Origin of the sequence: Shigella sonnei (assembly GCF_002950395.1) — a bacterium.
Lineage (GTDB): Bacteria > Pseudomonadota > Gammaproteobacteria > Enterobacterales > Enterobacteriaceae > ECMA0423.
This window is the reverse complement of record NZ_CP026802.1, coordinates 249,845-267,989: the sequence shown is the minus strand read 5'-3', so window position 1 is coordinate 267,989 and position 18,145 is coordinate 249,845. Positions and strand designations below refer to the sequence as shown.

Annotated in this window: 21 protein-coding genes; 2 read left to right on the top strand and 19 right to left on the bottom strand. The window is 55.8% G+C overall.

Going from position 1 to position 18,145, the window contains the following annotated elements:
• Window positions 1-9 precede the first annotated feature (9 nt).
• Genes C1P89_RS01490 through C1P89_RS01480 form a run of 3 tightly spaced genes read right to left on the bottom strand, consistent with a single transcriptional unit; the run spans window position 10 to window position 1,507 of the window.
• Window positions 10-585: an RpoE-regulated lipoprotein gene (locus tag C1P89_RS01490; RefSeq protein ID WP_000838944.1), complete on the bottom strand. Its 576-nt coding sequence runs from the start codon at window positions 583-585 to the stop codon at window positions 10-12.
• A gap of 60 nt (window positions 586-645) precedes the next feature.
• On the bottom strand, window positions 646-1,095 hold the full coding sequence (locus tag C1P89_RS01485; protein ID WP_001325675.1) for a DUF2919 domain-containing protein: 450 nt from the start codon (window positions 1,093-1,095) through the stop codon (window positions 646-648).
• Window positions 1,082-1,507: a GNAT family acetyltransferase gene (locus C1P89_RS01480; RefSeq protein WP_000406000.1), complete on the bottom strand. Its 426-nt coding sequence runs from the start codon at window positions 1,505-1,507 to the stop codon at window positions 1,082-1,084. Before C1P89_RS01480 ends, C1P89_RS01485 begins: the two co-directional genes overlap by 14 nt.
• Window positions 1,508-1,720: 213 nt before the next feature.
• Here C1P89_RS01480 and amiA point away from each other — a divergent pair, with 213 nt between their 5' ends.
• Both amiA and hemF read left to right on the top strand, forming a co-directional pair.
• On the top strand, window positions 1,721-2,590 hold the full coding sequence (gene amiA, locus C1P89_RS01475) for an N-acetylmuramoyl-L-alanine amidase AmiA (protein ID WP_000102885.1): 870 nt from the start codon (window positions 1,721-1,723) through the stop codon (window positions 2,588-2,590).
• A gap of 3 nt (window positions 2,591-2,593) precedes the next feature.
• Window positions 2,594-3,493, top strand: coding sequence for an oxygen-dependent coproporphyrinogen oxidase (hemF, locus tag C1P89_RS01470; RefSeq protein ID WP_000801367.1), 900 nt, complete (start codon window positions 2,594-2,596; stop codon window positions 3,491-3,493).
• Window positions 3,494-3,498: 5 nt separating this feature from the next.
• Here the strand turns inward: hemF and eutR are convergent, their stop codons facing one another.
• The 16 genes from eutR to eutP form a co-directional block, all read right to left on the bottom strand.
• Entirely contained in the window at window positions 3,499-4,551 is a 1,053-nt protein-coding gene (gene eutR, locus C1P89_RS01465; RefSeq protein WP_000753696.1) for an HTH-type transcriptional regulator EutR, read from the bottom strand.
• A gap of 45 nt (window positions 4,552-4,596) precedes the next feature.
• Entirely contained in the window at window positions 4,597-5,097 is a 501-nt protein-coding gene (gene eutK, locus C1P89_RS01460) for an ethanolamine utilization microcompartment protein EutK (RefSeq protein ID WP_001295463.1), read from the bottom strand.
• A 12-nt stretch (window positions 5,098-5,109) separates the two neighbouring features.
• Window positions 5,110-5,769, bottom strand: a complete 660-nt coding sequence (eutL, locus tag C1P89_RS01455) for an ethanolamine utilization microcompartment protein EutL (RefSeq protein WP_001111038.1) — start codon at window positions 5,767-5,769, stop codon at window positions 5,110-5,112.
• Window positions 5,770-5,778: 9 nt separating this feature from the next.
• On the bottom strand, window positions 5,779-6,666 hold the full coding sequence (eutC, locus tag C1P89_RS01450; RefSeq protein ID WP_000372319.1) for an ethanolamine ammonia-lyase subunit beta: 888 nt from the start codon (window positions 6,664-6,666) through the stop codon (window positions 5,779-5,781).
• A 20-nt stretch (window positions 6,667-6,686) separates the two neighbouring features.
• Window positions 6,687-8,048, bottom strand: a complete 1,362-nt coding sequence (gene eutB / locus C1P89_RS01445; RefSeq protein WP_000769939.1) for an ethanolamine ammonia-lyase subunit alpha — start codon at window positions 8,046-8,048, stop codon at window positions 6,687-6,689.
• Window positions 8,049-8,059: 11 nt separating this feature from the next.
• Window positions 8,060-9,463: an ethanolamine ammonia-lyase reactivating factor EutA gene (gene eutA, locus C1P89_RS01440; protein WP_001097501.1), complete on the bottom strand. Its 1,404-nt coding sequence runs from the start codon at window positions 9,461-9,463 to the stop codon at window positions 8,060-8,062.
• The gene (gene eutH / locus C1P89_RS01435) at window positions 9,460-10,686 is read right to left on the bottom strand and encodes an ethanolamine utilization protein EutH (RefSeq protein ID WP_000512373.1); all 1,227 of its coding nucleotides are present in this window, start codon (window positions 10,684-10,686) and stop codon (window positions 9,460-9,462) included. Before eutH ends, eutA begins: the two co-directional genes overlap by 4 nt.
• 316 nt (window positions 10,687-11,002) lie before the next feature.
• Window positions 11,003-12,190 carry an ethanolamine utilization ethanol dehydrogenase EutG gene (gene eutG / locus C1P89_RS01430; RefSeq protein ID WP_001362549.1) on the bottom strand — a complete coding sequence of 396 codons (1,188 nt, stop codon included), beginning with the start codon at window positions 12,188-12,190 and terminating at the stop codon, window positions 11,003-11,005.
• Window positions 12,180-13,016: an ethanolamine utilization protein EutJ gene (gene eutJ / locus C1P89_RS01425; RefSeq protein ID WP_000929737.1), complete on the bottom strand. Its 837-nt coding sequence runs from the start codon at window positions 13,014-13,016 to the stop codon at window positions 12,180-12,182. The genes eutG and eutJ overlap by 11 nt, the downstream gene beginning before the upstream one ends.
• A gap of 10 nt (window positions 13,017-13,026) precedes the next feature.
• Window positions 13,027-14,430, bottom strand: a complete 1,404-nt coding sequence (locus C1P89_RS01420; protein WP_001075692.1) for an aldehyde dehydrogenase family protein — start codon at window positions 14,428-14,430, stop codon at window positions 13,027-13,029.
• Between the two features lie 11 nt (window positions 14,431-14,441).
• Window positions 14,442-14,729, bottom strand: coding sequence for an ethanolamine utilization microcompartment protein EutN (gene eutN / locus C1P89_RS01415; RefSeq protein WP_000762196.1), 288 nt, complete (start codon window positions 14,727-14,729; stop codon window positions 14,442-14,444).
• 106 nt (window positions 14,730-14,835) lie between these two features.
• Window positions 14,836-15,129 carry an ethanolamine utilization microcompartment protein EutM gene (eutM, locus tag C1P89_RS01410; protein WP_000387713.1) on the bottom strand — a complete coding sequence of 98 codons (294 nt, stop codon included), beginning with the start codon at window positions 15,127-15,129 and terminating at the stop codon, window positions 14,836-14,838.
• A 38-nt stretch (window positions 15,130-15,167) separates the two neighbouring features.
• A complete protein-coding gene (gene pta, locus C1P89_RS01405; RefSeq protein WP_000582982.1) occupies window positions 15,168-16,184 on the bottom strand; it encodes a phosphate acetyltransferase in 1,017 nt (338 codons plus the stop codon).
• Window positions 16,181-16,984 (bottom strand): ethanolamine utilization cob(I)yrinic acid a,c-diamide adenosyltransferase EutT, encoded by an 804-nt coding sequence (gene eutT, locus C1P89_RS01400; protein ID WP_000651296.1) that lies wholly within the window; start codon window positions 16,982-16,984, stop codon window positions 16,181-16,183. The genes pta and eutT overlap by 4 nt, the downstream gene beginning before the upstream one ends.
• Window positions 16,981-17,682 (bottom strand): ethanolamine utilization acetate kinase EutQ, encoded by a 702-nt coding sequence (eutQ, locus tag C1P89_RS01395; protein ID WP_000733935.1) that lies wholly within the window; start codon window positions 17,680-17,682, stop codon window positions 16,981-16,983. Before eutQ ends, eutT begins: the two co-directional genes overlap by 4 nt.
• Window positions 17,657-18,136, bottom strand: a complete 480-nt coding sequence (eutP, locus tag C1P89_RS01390; protein ID WP_000820764.1) for an ethanolamine utilization acetate kinase EutP — start codon at window positions 18,134-18,136, stop codon at window positions 17,657-17,659. The genes eutQ and eutP overlap by 26 nt, the downstream gene beginning before the upstream one ends.
• Between the last annotated feature and the right edge of the window lie 9 nt (window positions 18,137-18,145).

The following is an 18,145-nucleotide window of genomic DNA, read 5'->3' as shown; positions in this document are numbered from 1 at the left end:
AGACGCAAATTAACGCCGCCAGATAATTTTACTGACTTTCCAGTTTTTCAGGGTATCGTCCGAAGGCATTAACCCTTCAGGACCACGCCATTCCCCGCTGAACTGGTAGCTAATATGTTGACTGCCTTCGGCTTTACATTCGACGGCACGATTATCATCACCATCAGCTTTTTGGCAATTGCCAAATGCTTTGCTGTAAAGGTCGCTAAACGGTGTACCGATTTTAACACCGGTGTCAGCAGGAATATCGCTATCCAGCACGTCAATGCGACTGATCGTGCCTTGATCGCCGTTAATCACCATCGCCACGTTGTCGCCTTTCATCACTTCAAAAAAGCGCACCACGTTGCCGTTCGCGGTTTTCATTCCGCTGCGCAGGCGATAATCGCCATCAAGCGCATCAGCAATGGCTTGTTCTTGCAGTGGTGTGGACGCCGTTAATTCACCCACGCCCTGCTCGCTCACTTTGGTGGACGATCCAAACCAGTTCCACGGGTTAGCGGCCGACCAGTTAACTGACGACATCGTGGAACAGCCGGTCAGCATCAACGGCATAGCGCATAACATTAAACGCAGCGATTTCATGTCACTTCCTTTGGTTATTCAATAACGTTGCTTGGAGTGCAAATTCACCAAAAAGTGCCGTTATTCTTTTTCTTCATTAAAACAAGCGCGTAAACGTCGATTGGTCAGCAGCCAGATTAACGCCACAATATCCGCCACTACCAGCGCCAGACCGATACCGCTAACGGATTCACCGTTCAGCCACAGCCACGGTTGCCAGCAAAGTAAAACCACCTGCGCCAACAGCAACAGAAAATAGAGCACATGCCAAGTGCGAGGAAATGTAGCCCGCCGACCGCTCAACAAAAACGCCAGCACCGCCGGAATGCCTGGAATCAGCCCCAGCCAGAAATTATCGTGATCGGGATAAAACAGATTTAGCAGCGCAGTACCCTGCTCGCGCGACGCACCGGCAATGACAAACAGCACCCAGGTTCGCGCCTGAAGCAATAGCACAAGCCAGAAGAGCAAGGGTAAACGCAGGCGTCCGTGCGCATCATAATGGACAGGATGGAACTCAGTACTCTTCATCTTCAATCAAACGCTTACCCAGACTCAGCACGTCGGCGTGTTCATATCCCAGGCGTTCATACATTCCGAGCACCATGTCGTTATCTTCCGGCACATTGATCTGAATTTTCGGGCAGCCACGAGCAATCAGCTTTTTCTCCAGCCGATTAAGCAACGCATTGGCAATCCCACGCCCACGAAACTCTGGATGCACGCCAAGATAATAAGCAGACCCGCGATGCCCGTCATAACCGCCCATCACCGTTCCGACCACTTCACCGTTTACCTCAGCGACCAAAAACAAACTGACGTCATGGTTCATCTTACGCTCGATGTCCATTTCCGGATCGTTCCACGGACGCAGCAAGTCGCAACGCTCCCAAAGGGTGATGACCTCTTCGAAATCTTCCTGGCGAAATACGCGTATCTCCATGGTATTCGTTACCTTTTTGCGGGTTAAAAGGCTGATTATGGCGTGAACGGTCGAATTAGCCAATATCTGACGAAAATCGGTTGAAAAAGTGGCATAATGGGGAGTTGTCAACTATTGAAATGAAAAGTAAAACAATTCTCAACATCAAACCGTCGTAACGGATTACGCGATACGATATAACATCTGGAACTTTATTATTACAACTCAGGCCGTATGAGCACTTTTAAACCACTAAAAACACTCACTTCGCGCCGCCAGGTGCTGAAAGCCGGTTTGGCTGCCCTGACGTTGCCAGGAATGTCGCAAGCCATCGCCAAAGACGAACCTTTAAAAACCAGCAACGGACACAGCAAGCCGAAAGCCAAAAAATCTGGCGGCAAACGTGTCGTTGTTCTCGATCCAGGCCACGGCGGAATTGATACCGGAGCGATCGGACGCAACGGTTCGAAAGAAAAACATGTGGTGCTGGCGATTGCTAAAAACGTCCGTTCCATTTTGCGTAATCATGGGATTGATGCGCGTTTAACGCGTTCTGGCGATACGTTTATCCCACTTTACGATCGCGTTGAAATCGCCCATAAACATGGCGCAGATCTGTTTATGTCAATTCATGCCGATGGCTTTACCAACCCGAAAGCTGCCGGTGCTTCGGTATTTGCCCTCTCTAACCGTGGGGCAAGTAGCGCAATGGCGAAATACCTGTCTGAACGCGAAAACCGCGCCGATGAAGTTGCCGGTAAAAAGGCGACTGACAAGGATCACCTATTGCAGCAAGTGCTGTTTGATCTGGTGCAAACCGATACTATTAAAAACAGCCTGACGCTTGGCTCGCATATTCTGAAAAAGATTAAGCCGGTGCATAAACTGCACAGCCGCAACACCGAACAAGCCGCGTTTGTGGTGTTGAAATCGCCGTCGGTTCCTTCGGTGCTGGTGGAAACCTCGTTTATCACCAACCCGGAAGAAGAGCGGCTGTTAGGCACGGCGGCGTTTCGTCAGAAAATCGCCACAGCGATTGCTGAAGGCGTGATCAGTTATTTCCACTGGTTCGACAACCAGAAAGCACATTCGAAAAAGCGATAAGTTATGAAACCCGACGCACACCAGGTTAAACAGTTTCTGCTCAACCTTCAGGATACGATTTGTCAGCAGCTGACCGCCGTCGATGGCGCAGAATTTGTCGAAGATAGTTGGCAGCGCGAAGCTGGCGGCGGCGGGCGTAGTCGGGTGTTGCGTAATGGTGGTGTTTTCGAACAGGCAGGCGTCAACTTTTCTCACGTCCACGGCGAGGCGATGCCTGCTTCCGCCACCGCTCATCGCCCGGAACTTGCCGGGCGCAGTTTCGAGGCGATGGGCGTTTCACTGGTAGTGCATCCGCATAACCCGTATGTTCCCACCAGCCACGCGAATGTGCGTTTTTTTATTGCCGAAAAACCGGGTGCAGAGCCCGTCTGGTGGTTTGGCGGCGGCTTCGATTTAACCCCTTTCTATGGTTTTGAAGAAGACGCCATTCACTGGCACCGCACCGCCCGTGACCTGTGCCTGCCATTTGGTGAAGACGTTTATCCCCGTTACAAAAAGTGGTGCGACGATTACTTCTACCTCAAACATCGCAACGAACAGCGCGGTATTGGCGGGCTGTTCTTTGATGATCTGAACACGCCAGATTTCGACCACTGTTTTGCCTTTATGCAGGCGGTAGGCAAAGGCTACACCGACGCTTATTTACCAATTGTAGAGCGACGTAAAGCGATGGCCTACGGCGAGCGCGAGCGCAATTTTCAGCTCTACCGTCGCGGTCGTTATGTCGAGTTCAATCTGGTCTGGGATCGCGGCACTCTGTTTGGCCTGCAAACTGGCGGGCGCACCGAGTCGATCCTGATGTCAATGCCGCCACTGGTACGCTGGGAGTATGATTATCAGCCAAAAGATGGCAGCCCAGAAGCGGCGTTAAGTGAGTTTATTAAGGTCAGGGATTGGGTGTAACTCCCTCACCCCCATTCCCGCATCCGCTGATGCAACGTCAACGACGGCTTCTCGGCAAACAGCTGCTGGTAATCCGTGGCAAATTGCCCCAGATGCCAGAATCCCCACTGCATGGCGGCGTCTTTTACCGTTGTGCTTTGCGACCACGGGCTTATCAGTTCGCGGCGTACGGCGTTCAGGCGAATGCGTTTCAGCCACGCGTTTGGGCCAATGCCTAAAATAGCGTGAAACGCGTTTTGTAGCGTGCGGCGACTGACATGCAGTTGATTACACAAGTCCAGCACCGTCACCAGCTCAGACATATTTTCCAGCACATATTCACGGGCGCGGGAAAGTAATCTACGGTAACTCTGATGACTGATGCTTTCCGCCGTCACCATTGGTTGCGCGTCTTCCAGCATCGCCCCCATCGCCATTAGCAAATTATCCCCCAGCACTTTTCGCACTGCAGGCTGATGGAGATTTTCCGGGTTCTCGCAAAACGTCGCCAGCGCCTGTTGGACAAAGCCCCACAGCGCGGCTTTATGCTGCTCTTTCACTTCCAGCGCCGACTGGCTACGCAGCATATGTAATACCCGATCCGGATTGTGCAAAAAGTTAGCCTGACGGGTGATGACATCTTCAGACAGCACTACGCCCAGGATCGTATAATCGTCCGGCGTACTTAATTCAAACTCGGTTCCACCGGGGCGCGTCGCTATTTCTGCGCTTCCCAGACATTGCGAACCGATAAATCCCTGCTCACCGCGCGTCGCCGGAATGCCAAACCAGAACGAGTTCGGCCAGACCAGGCACGACTGACGCAGCGCCAGACCGGTGTATTCACGAAAAACCTGAATATCATCGAGCAGAATTTCCGTAAATTCACCATGAAACTTGCCCGGATGCAGCTGATCGTAAATCTGCTGCCAGGCGGTAATCGTCAAAGCATGTTCATAGACATCCGTTGTCTGTCGTTGATGAACATTATCCACTTCGACCTTCGGCGTGAGCTTCAGGTTTTCGGGTAAGGGTTCATGATAAAGATGGTGCAAATTGGCTGTACGGGTCTTTTTCATGATGTTAATGCCGGGTGTTGTAGGACACCCGGCACCTCCGACAGGTTAATGGGGCTTGAGACGATAACGACTACTGCGTTTACGTAACGTCCCGGCAGAAAAGAGCTGTTCGAGCGCATTTCTGGCTTTTTCCAGCGGCCAGCCAAAGTGGGCAGCCACTTCTCCTGCCGTCATTCCCTGACGTACTGATGTTAACAGCGCCAACAACTCGTCAGCAGATTCCGCGACGATAACTGGCGCGTCGGGTTCCTTTACGGGTTGCTTCGGCTGGCGGTTAAAGCCAGTAACCAGCCACTGGGTGTCATCGTCTGGCCGACCGATCTCCTTGCGGCTGATGACACGCCCGGTACGCATCGCGGCAGCACAACCTGCGTCCAGCGCCGCACGACACGCCGCCAGATCGCCTTCCACCACCAGCGTTAAGCGACCAGGGTCAAGCACTTCGTGACTGAGCAGACGAACGTTAGCTGCTTTGAGCATGGCATCCGCTGCATCTATCGCGGCGACCATGCCGTCCACTTCCAGCAATCCCAGTGCATTGATCATCGGCAACCTCCGTTACGCACGCTGGATTGGATTACGCGCGATTTCCAGCACTGCATCGGTAAAGGCGTTACAGGCTGCTTTACACGCGGCCTGGCTACCGGTTAAAAATGCTGCCGAGTAGTTGGTTTCAGACGGTGGCGGGACATAGGTCACCAGCTGTACGTCGGCAGATTTCAACGCTGCATCAATGCCGTAGGTCGCTTCCAGCGGCGGTGCCACCAGATACGCCATCGGATCGCCAAGCGTGATCCCGGCGGTTGATGAAAGATAAGAACCGGTACGCGAAACTACATGTGCCAGGAATGCGGTGTTTTCTGCGTCATTAGCCCACTGGAAAGCAGCGCCATTTTCAATATGCGCAACCATCGCATCCAGACCAGCACGCACTTCCGCCGGGTTTGGCCCACCAAGCATAATCAGCACTTCACCGGCAGTCGGTGACGGTCCGTGTGCTGCTCCCGCATACAGCGAGCGGCCATATACCACTTCGACCATCGCCTGCTTGGTCGCTTCGTCAGCCGCAATGTAGGTGACGTCATCGGAATCAGCAGAAATCAGCCCGAGGCTACGAATATGCGGCGGCAATTTTAGTTCACGCGCAAATTCAGCGTTAACGGAGGCAATCACCCGCATGGCGGTTACCGACGGTCGAATCAAATCTAAAGCTGGCATGATGCCTCCTTATCGGGTCATGTTGATGCCGGATGCTTTCTGCTCCAGCATACGTTTCGCCAAATCCACAATGACGGCTGCGGCTTCAACCGGCGGCGTGCCGCCCTGGTGAATGTTAGAGATGCAGGTGCGATCGGCCTCAACGGTGGTCGCCATACGCGGCGAGTAAACGGCGTAACAGGAGAGGCTTTCTGACTGACCCAACCCCGGACGTTCCCCCACCAGCAGGATCACCACTTTCGCGCCGAGGATCTCACCGATCTGATCTTCAATCTTCACGCGACCATAACGAACAAAGAATGGCGTGCCGACTTTCAGCCCGGCCTGTTTCAGGCCCGCCATCAGCGGCGGCAGGATCTCTTCGTAGTTCACGGTGATGGCATCAGTTGACAGGCCATCAGAAATAACGACCTGTACGTCCGGATTAGCAACACACTGTGCTTTCAGCGCTTCAACAGCTTCTGCACACAGGCGGCGGCCCATATCCGGGCGAGTCAGGTAGAGATTTTTGTCGCTAATTTCGGAGCGTACTTCCAGCAAGCCCTGCGCTTTCACCCACTCTTCCGGCACTTCTTTCAGTACGGTATCTTTCGAACGAGAGTGATCGGCCAGGAAACGCAGCAGCGCCTGCGTACGTGGACGCGGACCGGTACGACCGGTACAAACGCGGGCCACGGTGCTGCGGCGCAGTTCTGTTAATACGTCTGCGCGATGCGGGTTTTCAACACCAATCCACGCTTTTGCTTCCGCAGAACCTAAATCCAGCGCGCAGCTTTCCGAGGTCACCGGTGCCGCACAGTTAGTGGTGGCGCACTTTGCTTCTGACGGCGCGGGGGCCGCTTGTCCCATTGACGCCATCACGCTGCGTACAATTTCTTCAATCTGTTTTTGATCCATGATGTGTTATCTCCGCGTCATCAGAAGAACAGTGACGGATCGCCCGCCCGTTTGGTCAGGCGACCGTTTGCCATAATGCCCATGCTTTCCAGCCAGCGTTCAAACTCCGGTGACGGGCGCAGGTTGAGTAACTGACGCACAGTGGCAGTGTCGTGGAATGCGGTGGTCTGATAGTTGAGCATGATGTCATCGCCCAGCGGCATCCCCATGATGTAGTTGCAGCCTGCGGTGGCGAGCAGGATCATCAGGTTTTCGTTGAGGTTCTGGTCAGCGTCAGCGTGGTTGGTGTAACAGCAGTCACAGCCCATAGAGATGCCGCTCAGCTTGCCCATAAAGTGATCTTCTAAGCCAGCACGGATAATCTGGCGGTCGTTGTAGAGATACTCCGGCCCAATAAAGCCGACCACGGTGTTGACGATAAACGGATCGTAATGACGCGCCAGCCCATAGTTACGTGCTTCCATCGTCACCTGGTCTGCGCCGAAGTTAGCGCCAGCAGACAGCGCCGAACCTTGCCCGGTTTCGAAGTAGAGGCAGTTTTCCCCGGCGATACGGTTGAACTCAGCACCCACTGCGCGCGCTTCGTCGAGCATCGCCAGTTCCACGCCAAACTCTTTCAGCCCTTTTTCGCTGCCACAGATACTCTGGAAAATCAGTCCGCCAGGCGCGCCGCGACGAATCGCTTCGATCTGGGTGGTGACGTGCGCCAGTACGCAGCCCTGAGTTGGGATGTTGAATTTGTCGATCACGCCGTAAATGGTGTCCAACACGCGGCTTAAGTTTTCCACGTCGTCAGTTACCGGGTTAACGCCGATCACCGCATCGCCCACCCCGAAGGAAAGCCCTTCGTAGATTTGTGCAGCGATACTTTGCACGTCGTCACGGGTGTCATTTGGCTGCAAACGGGCGCTGAAGGTGCCCGGAATACCGATGGTGGTATTGGCCTTTTTGATTACCGGCATTTTCTTCGCGCCGTAGATCAGGTCCGCGTTGGAGCAAATCTTCGCTACCGCCGCGACCACTTCCGAGGTCAGCCCTTTGCGGGTAAAGGCAATGTCGTCCACGCTGGTTTCATCGCTCAGCACATACTCACGCAGTTCGCTGATGCTCCTGTTTTTAATCTGGTTGTAGGCCGTTTCGTTAACATCGTCCTGAATCAGCCGCGTCACGCAGTCATCTTCATAGGCAATCACCGGATTATTGCGGATGTCCGCTACGGTCATTTCCGACAACACCTGCTTTGCCGCCACGCGCTCCTGTGAGCTTGCCGCTGCAACGCCCGCCAGCACATCCCCCGAACGCAGTTCGTTGGCTTTAGCCAGCACCTCTTTTACATCCTTAAACTGATATACATTGCCGAACAATGTGGTCTTTAGTTTCATAAGTCGTTCCCTCAGGAAGGAAATGCGAGTGATTTCACCGTCACCGGCACAACCGATCCGCCAAAAAGAGGCGTACCAATGTCGATATAGTCCCCCGCGCGGACAATCACTTCGTCAATGACTGCCAACGGGAGTTGTTGTAGCTGTGGGCGCAACAACATGCCCAGAGCTTTACCAAAGTCCTGCCCGGCCACCACCAGCAGGGGATGCGGATTTGGAAAACGCGCGACGAAATCGACCAGCGCGTTGATGACCGTCAGTACCGCGGCGTAACGCACAGGCAGCGAGGCGGGAAGCGCCAGCACGTACGCGTCAGTTTTGGGATCAAGATCCAGCTGAAGCAGCGCCTGTTGCCAGGCACTCACCAGATCCGTTTCATCAATCGGGATCGCCACCGGCAAATTGCGCAGCGGCAGTTGTACGCCCTCAAGCCAGATTGTGCTGCCAGAGAGCGAAAGGGTATGCGCGCCCGCGCCAATCACCGTGGCGCGCACGGTTTGCGCCGGAAACTGTACGTTCATCTCACGCAGGCGCGGATGGTCATGCAGCGCCGTTGCCAGCAGCGGGCCAATATCGGCAAAACAGAACGGGTCGGCGGGCTGGTGGCGATAACATTCGCCCACGCCGCCAGAAAGCGTAATGATTTCGGGCGTAACACCTGCGGGCAGCAAACCGGTTTGCATCAATGCCTGCGCGAGCGGCGAGAGCGTTCCGTCAATCACTTCGACAATCAGTTCTGCCATCCGCCGGGTAACCTGCACCAGCTGCGCGCCGGTCAGCGAACGGGCGTCGGTGCCTGCGCCGAAGCACTCATCCACAATCATCTGCCCCGGTTTATGAGCGTAAACCACGCGCCCCTGGCTGTCGGTTTCCAGCAGGCGACCACCGACGTTGAGGCAGGCAGTGCCGCTGATTTTTCCGGCATCGAACAGGGCGTAGTTCGCAGTGCCACCGCCGATGTCAATATTCAGTACCCGACACAGCCGTTGTTCAGAAAGGGTTTGTGCCCCGGCACCGTGACCGGCAATGACGGATTCGAGGTGCGGCCCGGCGCTGGCAACGACAAAATCGCCCAGCGACTGGGAGAGCACCATCACCGCCGGACGAGCATTGCGGGTTTTCGCGCTTTCACCGGTGATGATGATGGCACCAGAATCAACGCTTTCCGGCGCAATGCCCGCAGCCTGATATTGCTCGAGGATTAAGGTTTTCAGTTCCGCTTCTTTTAAACCACCCTGTTTATCGACAGGGGTAAAGAACACCGGGCTTTGCCAGCTAATTTCGCGTTTAATGAATTCGTAGCGCGGCACCTGCGACACCGCCGCACGGTTAACCAGCTCCAGGTGGGAGAAAATCACCTGGGTGGTGGTGGTGCCGATATCGATACCGACGCTCAATAGCTGGCGAGTGTTCACGATTGTGCCTCCGCTTCGGTTTTAGCCGTGGTCGCGTCTTCTTTTGGCACCAGCATCATCGCCACGCCAATCGCCGTTACGCCGCCGATCAACTTGCCGACAATCATCGGGAAGATCATGGCGTTCATGTTGGCAGCGGCGAAGCCTAAGTGGTCGCCCAGGGCGAAAGCAGCGGAAACGGCGAAGGCGCAGTTGATGACTTTGCCGCGGGTATCCATCTGCTTCATCATGCCGAACATCGGGATGTTGTTGGCAAGCGTTGCCACCATGCCGGCTGCCGCGATGTTGTTCATATTCAGCACTTTACCGACGCTCATCAGCGGTTTTTCAAACCAGCGGGTCAGCAGCAGCACCATTGGATACGCCCCTAACAGAACGCAGGAGATAGAACCGATAACTTCAATGGCGCGCATCACTTCACCGGGTTTATCGCCAGGGGCCATAAAGATAGGGTCCAGACCGGGGATCAGTTCCCAGCCAAGCAGAAACTTAACTACCGCGGCAGCAAGACCGAGGGTGATCAATGCAACGAGGAATTTGGCGAAGATCTGGAAGCCGTTGATCATTTTTTCCGGGATGAATTTCAGCCCCAGCGCCACCAGAATCGCAACAATGATCACCGGGATCATGTTCATCAGGATCAGGGCGAAAGTGAATTCCACCGGCTGACCGTTGATCTGCACACCGGAGTACATAGCAACCAGACCACCAGCAATACAGCCAATCGGAATGGTCACAATGCCCGCCAGCACGCCGAGCGCCAGATAACGACGGTCAGAAGGTTCGATAATGCCGAGCGCCACCGGAATGGAAAACACAATCGTTGGCCCCATCATCGACCCAAGAATTAACCCAGAGTATAGCCACGCTGCTACGTCGCCGCCCGCCAGCTCTTTGGCGAGGAAGAAGCCGCCCATATCGCACGCCAGCAGCGTTCCGGCGAACATTGACGGGTTTGCGCCGAGCATTTCGTAAACCGGGATAATTACCGGCCCGAGTACGTGAGCCAGTACCGGTGCCAGCGCGGTCATACCGACCATCGCCAGACCCAGAGCGCCCATTGCCATAAAGCCTTCTTCGAACTGACCGCCTGATCCTTCGATACTTTTACCGAACTTACCGAGGAAACGAGCAGAACCGCCGAACTGCGACAGGATCCTGTCTACGGCAGCTATCAGCATAAAGAACATCATGATGTACATGATGATTTCGTTAATTCCCATCGCCTTTACTCCCTGTTAGTTGTTATTTATTGGCGGATGCGGCGTAAACGCCTTATCCGCCCTACATGTGCAATCCCGAAGGCCGGATCAGACGCGGCAAGCGTCGCATCCGGCAATTGCACCGCGCCACTGGCGGATGCGGCGTGAACGCCTTATCCGCCCTACATGTGCAATCCCGTAGGCCGGATAAGACGCGGCAAGCATCGCATCCGGCAATTGCACCGCGCCACTGGCGGATGCGGCGTGAACGCCTTATCCGCCCTACATGTGCAATCCCGTAGGCTGGATAAGACGCGGCAAGCGTCGCATCCGGCATTTATTGCGCCGCCGCGTACAGTCCGACAATCTGTTCCAGGCTGGCGGTACGCGGGTTACTGCGCAGACAAATATCTTCCAGCGCGGCCTGCGCCCATGCGCCGTAATGCGCAGATGTCGCACCAACATCGCCCAGTCGTTTACCAATCCCAACTTCCGCAATCAGCTCACTTACCGCGTTAATAGCGTCACGATCGTCGGATTTTTTAGTTCGCAGTGCCCGACCAATCTGACTAAAGCGTTCACGACAAACCATCCGGTTAAATTCCATCACCGTTGGCAGCAACATGGCGTTCGCCAGACCGTGTGGAATATGCAGCGCCGCGCCCGGCTGATGCGCCATCGCGTGGCACAACCCAAGACCCGCACTGGAAAACGCCATTCCCGCCATACATGAAGCCAGCAACATGCTCTCGCGCGCGGCAAGGTCGTGACCGTAGCCCACCGCTTTCGGCAGCGATTTGCCAATCATCGCAATGGCACCAATCGCCAGACTGTCGGTAAACGGTGTAGCGTTCAGGGCGCTGTATGCTTCAATGGCATGGGTTAACGCATCAATGCCGGTCATCGCCGTGACATGCGACGGCACACCTTCGGTCAACGCGGCGTCGAGAATCGCCACATCCGGCATCAGCGAGGCATGGGCTAACACCTGCTTGCGCCCGCTCACCGCGTCGATAATCACCGTTACATTGGTGGTTTCAGAGCCGGTTCCGGCGGTCGTTGGAATGGCAATCAGCGGCAAGCGCGGTTGCAGAACGCTGGTTTCTGACATCTCTGCCAGCGTGCTATCCGGGTTCGTCACCAGCAACGCCACGGCTTTCGCCGCATCCAGCACCGAGCCGCCGCCAAATGCGATCACCCCATCACAGCCTGACTCACGCAACTGCGCCACGGCTGCACACACGTCGGTGATGCACGGTTCGCCCACCGGACATGGCCAGAGCGTCATGGCGATGCCTTTAACAGCCAGGCTGCGCGTCAGCCCGGCGGTCATCCCTGCCTGATGCAAAAAGCTGTCTGCCATCACGAACAGATGTTTCAGCCCACGCGTTTGCGCTTGCTGTCCGCAACTGCTCACCGAGCCCGGACCGCAAAGCGTCACCGGTGGAACGCTAAATGTTTTTACCCGTTGCAGATTCAGGGTATCGAACGCCTGAAAGAGCGCGGTCTGCAATTCATTTTGCATATAGCCCCTCCGCTTTCTCTCGCCCACTACTGGCGATCGCCAGCGGGGTCATAAACAAACTGTGCTGCGGTAAATGCACCTGTAACGCCGGGAATTGTTTGCGAAACAGTTCCGCCACGCCCGGTTGCATACAAGAGCCGCCCGCCAGCCATAAATCAGTAATGCCCTGCCCTTCAATATGCCGGGCGACAATGTCCGCCATTTTTTCGTACACCGGTTTCACCGTAGGCCAAATCTCTTCACCGTGACCGCGCTTGTACTGCTCCGCCTCTTCCAGCGAAATACGGCGATTTCCGGCGAGAGTCAGAGAGATGTGATGTCCGCCGGTTGCTTCATCCGCCGAGTACGTCACCTTGCCCTTTTTCACGATGGCAATGCCGGTAGTGCCGCCGCCGATATCCACTACACCGGCGTTGTCCAGTTGCAGCAGATCCGCAACTGCGGTTGGCTCATCCAGCACATGGCTCACTTCCAGTCCAGCAGACTCCAGCACGTTGATGGAAATACGCGGGTCCGTACCTGGAGGAAATGAAGTCGCCGCATGGCTAAAACGGCGACCGAATTGCTGCTCGAGCGTGTCGAGATGGCGACGAACAATGGTGACAGCGCCGAAGAAATCCCAGACGATGCCGTCGCGGACCACATCGGCCCAGTCGAGGCATACCGCCACCGACTGACCGTCGCGGTCGACAACCATCGACACCACATCGCAGGTGCCCAGATCCACCCCCAGCCACAGCGGAGATTCCGTCGCGGCGGGCGTCTGGTTACACAGCGTTGCCGCCGTTTGCAGACGTGGGGTGAGCCATTGTTCGTCGTGCGCCATCTGTTACTCCTTAAACAATGCGAAACGCATCGACTAATACACAGCGACGCAGACGGACAAACGTACGCACGCTAGTTACCCCTTCACCGGTTGGCGTGGTGATGGTCATGGTGGTCCAGCCTTCCCCGCCCAGCCCCAGCCCGGCAATGCGCGGTCCGTTCTTAACGAAAATGCTGGTATCAATAGCATTCGCCATCTGGTTCATGTTTTCGATGTTGCGCGAGTGCATTGCCGCCGTGTGGTGGCAACCGCCTTCCAGTTTCACCGCCAGCGCAATGGCATCCGCCACGTTGGCGACGCGCACGACGGGCAGCACCGGCATCATCAGTTCGGTCACGGCAAACGGATGTTCTGCAGTGGTTTCCACAAACAGCAAACGCGTTTCTTGCGGCACGTTCAGGCCGATTGCCGCCGCGATTTTCGCCGCATCGCGACCAACCCAGTCACGGCTGACGGTGCCTTTTCCGCGCTCGTCGATATTTTTCAGCAACACCGGTTGCAGCTGCTGCGCCTGTTCTGCGGTCAGTTTCACCGCGTGCTGGCCTTCCATCAGACGCATCAGTTCATCGGCTACGCTATCAACAACAATCAGTACCTTTTCGTCGGCACAAATGATGTTGTTATCGAAAGAAGCGCCTTTGACGATGGACTGAGCGGCACGGGCGAGGTCGGCGGTTTCATCCACCACTACCGGCGGGTTGCCAGCGCCTGCGGCAATCAGACGTTTATTGGTGTGTTTACGCGCCGCTTCTACTACCGCTTCGCCGCCGGTCACCACCAGAAGGCCGATGCCCGGAAACTTGAACAAACGCTGCGCGGTTTCGATATCCGGATTTGCCACAGTAACCAGTAAGTTTTCCGGCCCGCCTGCGGCAACAATCGCCTGGTTGAGCAGCGTGATCGCCCGCTGGGAGACTTTTTTCGCCGCCGGATGCGGGGCAAAAATGACGCTGTTGCCCGCGGCAATCAGGCTGATGGCGTTATTAATTACGGTTGCCGCCGGGTTAGTGGACGGAGTTACCGAAGCCACCACGCCCCAGGGCGCGTTTTCAATTAAAGTCAGGCCGTTGTCGCCGGTCAGCACCTGCGGAGAGAGACACTCAACGCCTGGCGTGCCGCGCGCCTGAGCGACGTTTTTGGCAAATTTATCTTCAACGCGGCCCATGCCGGTTTCACTGACGGCAAGTTCCGCTAAATCTCTGGCGTGTTTTTCGCCTGCCTCACGAATGGCAGCAATGGCTAACTGGCGCATTGCCACGCTTTTTAACCCTTGCTGGGCGACTTTGGCTGCCGCAACGGCGTCATCCAGGGACGCGAAAACGCCCATCTCATGAACGGCGGCGGGCGGCGTGTCACTGCTTTGCATTTTCAGCAGTACCGCTTTCACCACCTGTTCAATATCCTGTTGATTCATGATGTTCTGCCTTATTTGTGGAAAATTACCTGACCGCCAGACACCACCTCATCGACAATGCCAATCACGCACAGATCGACCGGTGACGTTTCGCTTTTATGCGCCTGGCGGGCGGAACTGCCACTCACCAGTAACACCCACTCCCCGGTTCCCGCGCCAATATTGTCGATGGCGACGGCGCATTGCCCGTCAGGATTACCTTGTGGATCAATCATTTCCACCATCAGCAATTTGTCATGCGCCAGTCCGTGATGGCGTACGGTACAAACAATTTGTCCAGTGACGACTGCCAGTTTCATACCCGCCTCCGTGGCGTATTTCAGGTAAAAGCTCCCCCTACCCTCCGCAGAAGGTAAAATGAAAAAGGAGAGAGCGTGACGCCCGAATCGACGTCACACAGGGTGATTACAGGTTGCTGCTATCGCCTTTCAGGCCGATCGGGAAGACTTCTTCCAGGTCGCCGTGCGGACGCGGGATAACGTGTACAGATACCAGCTCGCCGATACGCTGTGCCGCTGCGGCACCTGCATCGGTCGCGGCTTTACAGGCTGCAACATCACCACGAACCATGGCAGTACACAGGCCGCCGCCAATCTGCTTAACACCAACCAGCTTGACGCGCGCAGCTTTAACCATCGCGTCAGAAGCCTCAATCAGTGCAACCAGGCCCCGGGTTTCGATCATTCCTAATGCTTCCATTGTGCTTTCCTCTTTATCAGGGTCCAGAACGGGACCGTTCATTCAACCAGTGTTTGTAAACTGCTTTCGCGGTTCACTTCTGTCTGACGCGGCACAGCTGCCACCAGCGCCAGCTCGATAATTTCCTGCACGCTACAACCACGAGAGAGATCGTGCATCGGCGCGGCAAGTCCTTGTATCAATGGCCCGACGGCACGATATCCGCCGAGTCGTTGTGCGATTTTGTAGCCAATATTTCCGGCTTCCAGCGACGGAAAAACCATCACATTGGCTTTGCCCTGTAGCGGGCTGGCAGGCGCTTTTTGCGCCGCCACTTCCGGCACGAAGGCGGCGTCAAACTGCAACTCGCCATCAACCACCAGCTTTGGTGCGCGCTCACGGACGATTTCTGTCGCCTGCTGGACGTTGGCAACGCAGGGGTGACGGGCGCTACCGTTACTGGAAAACGACAGCATCGCCACGCGCGGCTCTTCTCCGGTGAGGGCGCGCCAGGTTTCGGCACTGGCAAGCGCGATATCCGCCAGTTGCGCCGCCGTCGGCTGTGGCACCACGCTGCAATCGGCAAAGCCCAACGCCGGACCGCTGTACTGTGGCAGCATCAGGAAAATGGATGAGAGCGTTTTACAGCCTGGCTGCAAGCCGATAATACGTAATCCGGCACGCAGCACATTCGCCGTGGAAGAGAGGTTGCCCGCGATACAGACATCCGCTTTACCGGCGCTGACCATTGCTGCGGCGAACATCAGCGGATCGGTAAGTTTTTCCAGCGCATCCGGCGGCGTTTTTTCGCCCGCGCGGGCCAGCCAGCGATGAGCAAATTCTTCCCGCATTGCGAGGTTGCCATGCGGATCAATCACCTGTAGCCCGTCCATCGCCACGCCGTGACTGAGCGCAAACTGACGAAGTTCAAACGGATTAGCGACCAGAATGGGCGTTGCCAGACCTTGTTGATGTAAATATTGCGCAGCTTTCAGCACACGTTGATCTAACGCATCCGGAAAAACCACTCTGGCGGGCGCTCGCAACGCCAGTTCACGACAACGTTCAATAATCATTGCGTTTCCCCCAGTCGTTGTTGGATCTGCTTCACCGTTAGCGGCGGCTTCGTTACGCTCAGGATCATCATTACGTAGACCGTGCTCGAAAGGCGGTTCAGCGCCTGCAAGATGTCCGGGCGTAATACTTCAAAGCTGCGGGTGATAAACACCTGCGCCGCTACGGTTTCGGTTTCCCGCACTTTGGTACGTAGCAGATTGAGCAACGCCGCATCGCGCCCGTGGCTGGCTTCCGGCACCAGATGATCGTGGTCGAGATAGCGCAGCGGCTGGTGAGAAAGTCGATGCAGATCTTCGTCAGAAAGCCCGACAATCGCCTGGCAGCCCAGCGGTTCCCCCAGCGCATCGGCGCGCATAATGTTGCCAAGACGCGAACGGATATCCGCCAGCCACGGCTGCCACGGTTCCGCCAGTTCAATTTGCAGCCACACTGCCAGCGCAATGGTGCTGTCGAGAACCGCGCGAAAACCCAGACGCGGATCGCTTTTGGCGACCATTTTTTCCGCCGACAGGTGAGTCAGCGTATCCGGCTTTTTTGCCACCGGCTGGCGGCACAGTTCGCAGCACGCCTGCGGATGTTCATCGCTACTGGTCAGCCCATGAACGGGCTGCGGCTGCTGCTGTTCATCGTCAACAAACAGGCGGCCCTGCTCGTCAATAAACTTGATGCGCAGATGGCGGCTTTCCAGCAACTCCCGGGCAGAGGGCGTCAGGCGACTGTCCGCAGGGAGATGGATCTCTGCGCCTTCGCTGAGCGTATGGTTCGCTCTTAGCCATGCTTCGGTGATGAAATCTTTCATAGGGATTGCCAGTTAGCCGGCCAGGCGACATACAGGAATTTCACGCTGGATGTCGTACCAAATTCGATGCTGGAGCCTTTCGGGATAAACATCACGTCGCCTGCTTTGGCGATCATGGTTTCGCCTTCGTGGCGAACATGGAGCTCCCCTTCCAGCACCATGTCGATTTCGTCGTAGTTCAGGGTCCACGGGAAGAATGCGTTCTCCCACTGCATAAAACCGGCGGCCATGCTGCTGCCGTCGTCTCCGGTCACAAGATCAGTCAAGCCCACGCAATGCGGTTGTGCGCCATCAAAACGACCAAACTTGACGCTGCTGCCATCAATCACTTTGATGCCGCCTTTGCCGGTCACCGATTTGAAGCTCGGCTGCATTGCGCCCTGCTCCAGCGACTGTTTTTCCTTCATCACTTTTTCCATCAGCTGTGCGACCAGGCTTTCGGTAAACTGGCCTTCCGGCAGCTGGGCAATGATGGTTTCGCGGATGCGCTGGCTTTCGGTTTTGTCGGCTGGCACGCTGGCGGGCACGGACGCCGTTACCGGGATCGATTCATCACATTCGGTGATGGTAAAACCCAGTAGATCCGCCACTTTACGGGCTTCCGGGGTAATAATGCTGGCGCGCAGAACCACGGACATTGCCTGTTCGCCGCGCGCGTGTGCTTCACGAATATCATTCGCTGTGATGAGTTTTTTCACCTGCTTCCTCCTGTTTGGTGAGAGATGCCAGATAATCCACCAGTTGCTGCACGCTTTGCGGGTCGTGGCTGTTTAGCTCGAAAATCGGCTCTTCGAAACCCGTCTCAAGCAATAACTTTCGCGTTGCGGCGACGTCAGCATCTGGCATGTCCGTTTTACTGATGACGGCGATTTGCCGTTTGCTGACGCCAATATCCAGCAACCCGGCAGGCAACCGACTTTCCGGGTCATTTGCGCCATGGACATAGATCAGCATGTCTACATCCTGTAGCGTGGTAATTAAGGCGTGATACCAGCGGGGATGGCTAAAATATTCACCCGGCGTATCAATATCGCCCTTATCATTAAATTCCACGGCCTGTGTTTTTCTGGCGAGGGTATAATTCCCCTGCAACGCATTAAATAACGTTGTTTTTCCTGCCCCGACGCTACCCACAAACGCAATTCGTTTCATGAATGCCTC

Coding starts and splice junctions, on each gene's coding strand:
- C1P89_RS01490 (WP_000838944.1), bottom strand. CDS start 585: ATGAAATCGCTGCGTTTAATGTTATGCGCTATGCCGTTGATGCTGACC.
- C1P89_RS01485 (WP_001325675.1), bottom strand. CDS start 1,095: ATGAAGAGTACTGAGTTCCATCCTGTCCATTATGATGCGCACGGACGC.
- C1P89_RS01480 (WP_000406000.1), bottom strand. CDS start 1,507: ATGGAGATACGCGTATTTCGCCAGGAAGATTTCGAAGAGGTCATCACC.
- amiA (WP_000102885.1), top strand. CDS start 1,721: ATGAGCACTTTTAAACCACTAAAAACACTCACTTCGCGCCGCCAGGTG.
- hemF (WP_000801367.1), top strand. CDS start 2,594: ATGAAACCCGACGCACACCAGGTTAAACAGTTTCTGCTCAACCTTCAG.
- eutR (WP_000753696.1), bottom strand. CDS start 4,551: ATGAAAAAGACCCGTACAGCCAATTTGCACCATCTTTATCATGAACCC.
- eutK (WP_001295463.1), bottom strand. CDS start 5,097: ATGATCAATGCACTGGGATTGCTGGAAGTGGACGGCATGGTCGCCGCG.
- eutL (WP_001111038.1), bottom strand. CDS start 5,769: ATGCCAGCTTTAGATTTGATTCGACCGTCGGTAACCGCCATGCGGGTG.
- eutC (WP_000372319.1), bottom strand. CDS start 6,666: ATGGATCAAAAACAGATTGAAGAAATTGTACGCAGCGTGATGGCGTCA.
- eutB (WP_000769939.1), bottom strand. CDS start 8,048: ATGAAACTAAAGACCACATTGTTCGGCAATGTATATCAGTTTAAGGAT.
- eutH (WP_000512373.1), bottom strand. CDS start 10,686: ATGGGAATTAACGAAATCATCATGTACATCATGATGTTCTTTATGCTG.
- eutG (WP_001362549.1), bottom strand. CDS start 12,190: ATGCAAAATGAATTGCAGACCGCGCTCTTTCAGGCGTTCGATACCCTG.
- eutJ (WP_000929737.1), bottom strand. CDS start 13,016: ATGGCGCACGACGAACAATGGCTCACCCCACGTCTGCAAACGGCGGCA.
- C1P89_RS01420 (WP_001075692.1), bottom strand. CDS start 14,430: ATGAATCAACAGGATATTGAACAGGTGGTGAAAGCGGTACTGCTGAAA.
- eutN (WP_000762196.1), bottom strand. CDS start 14,729: ATGAAACTGGCAGTCGTCACTGGACAAATTGTTTGTACCGTACGCCAT.
- eutM (WP_000387713.1), bottom strand. CDS start 15,129: ATGGAAGCATTAGGAATGATCGAAACCCGGGGCCTGGTTGCACTGATT.
- pta (WP_000582982.1), bottom strand. CDS start 16,184: ATGATTATTGAACGTTGTCGTGAACTGGCGTTGCGAGCGCCCGCCAGA.
- eutT (WP_000651296.1), bottom strand. CDS start 16,984: ATGAAAGATTTCATCACCGAAGCATGGCTAAGAGCGAACCATACGCTC.
- eutP (WP_000820764.1), bottom strand. CDS start 18,136: ATGAAACGAATTGCGTTTGTGGGTAGCGTCGGGGCAGGAAAAACAACG.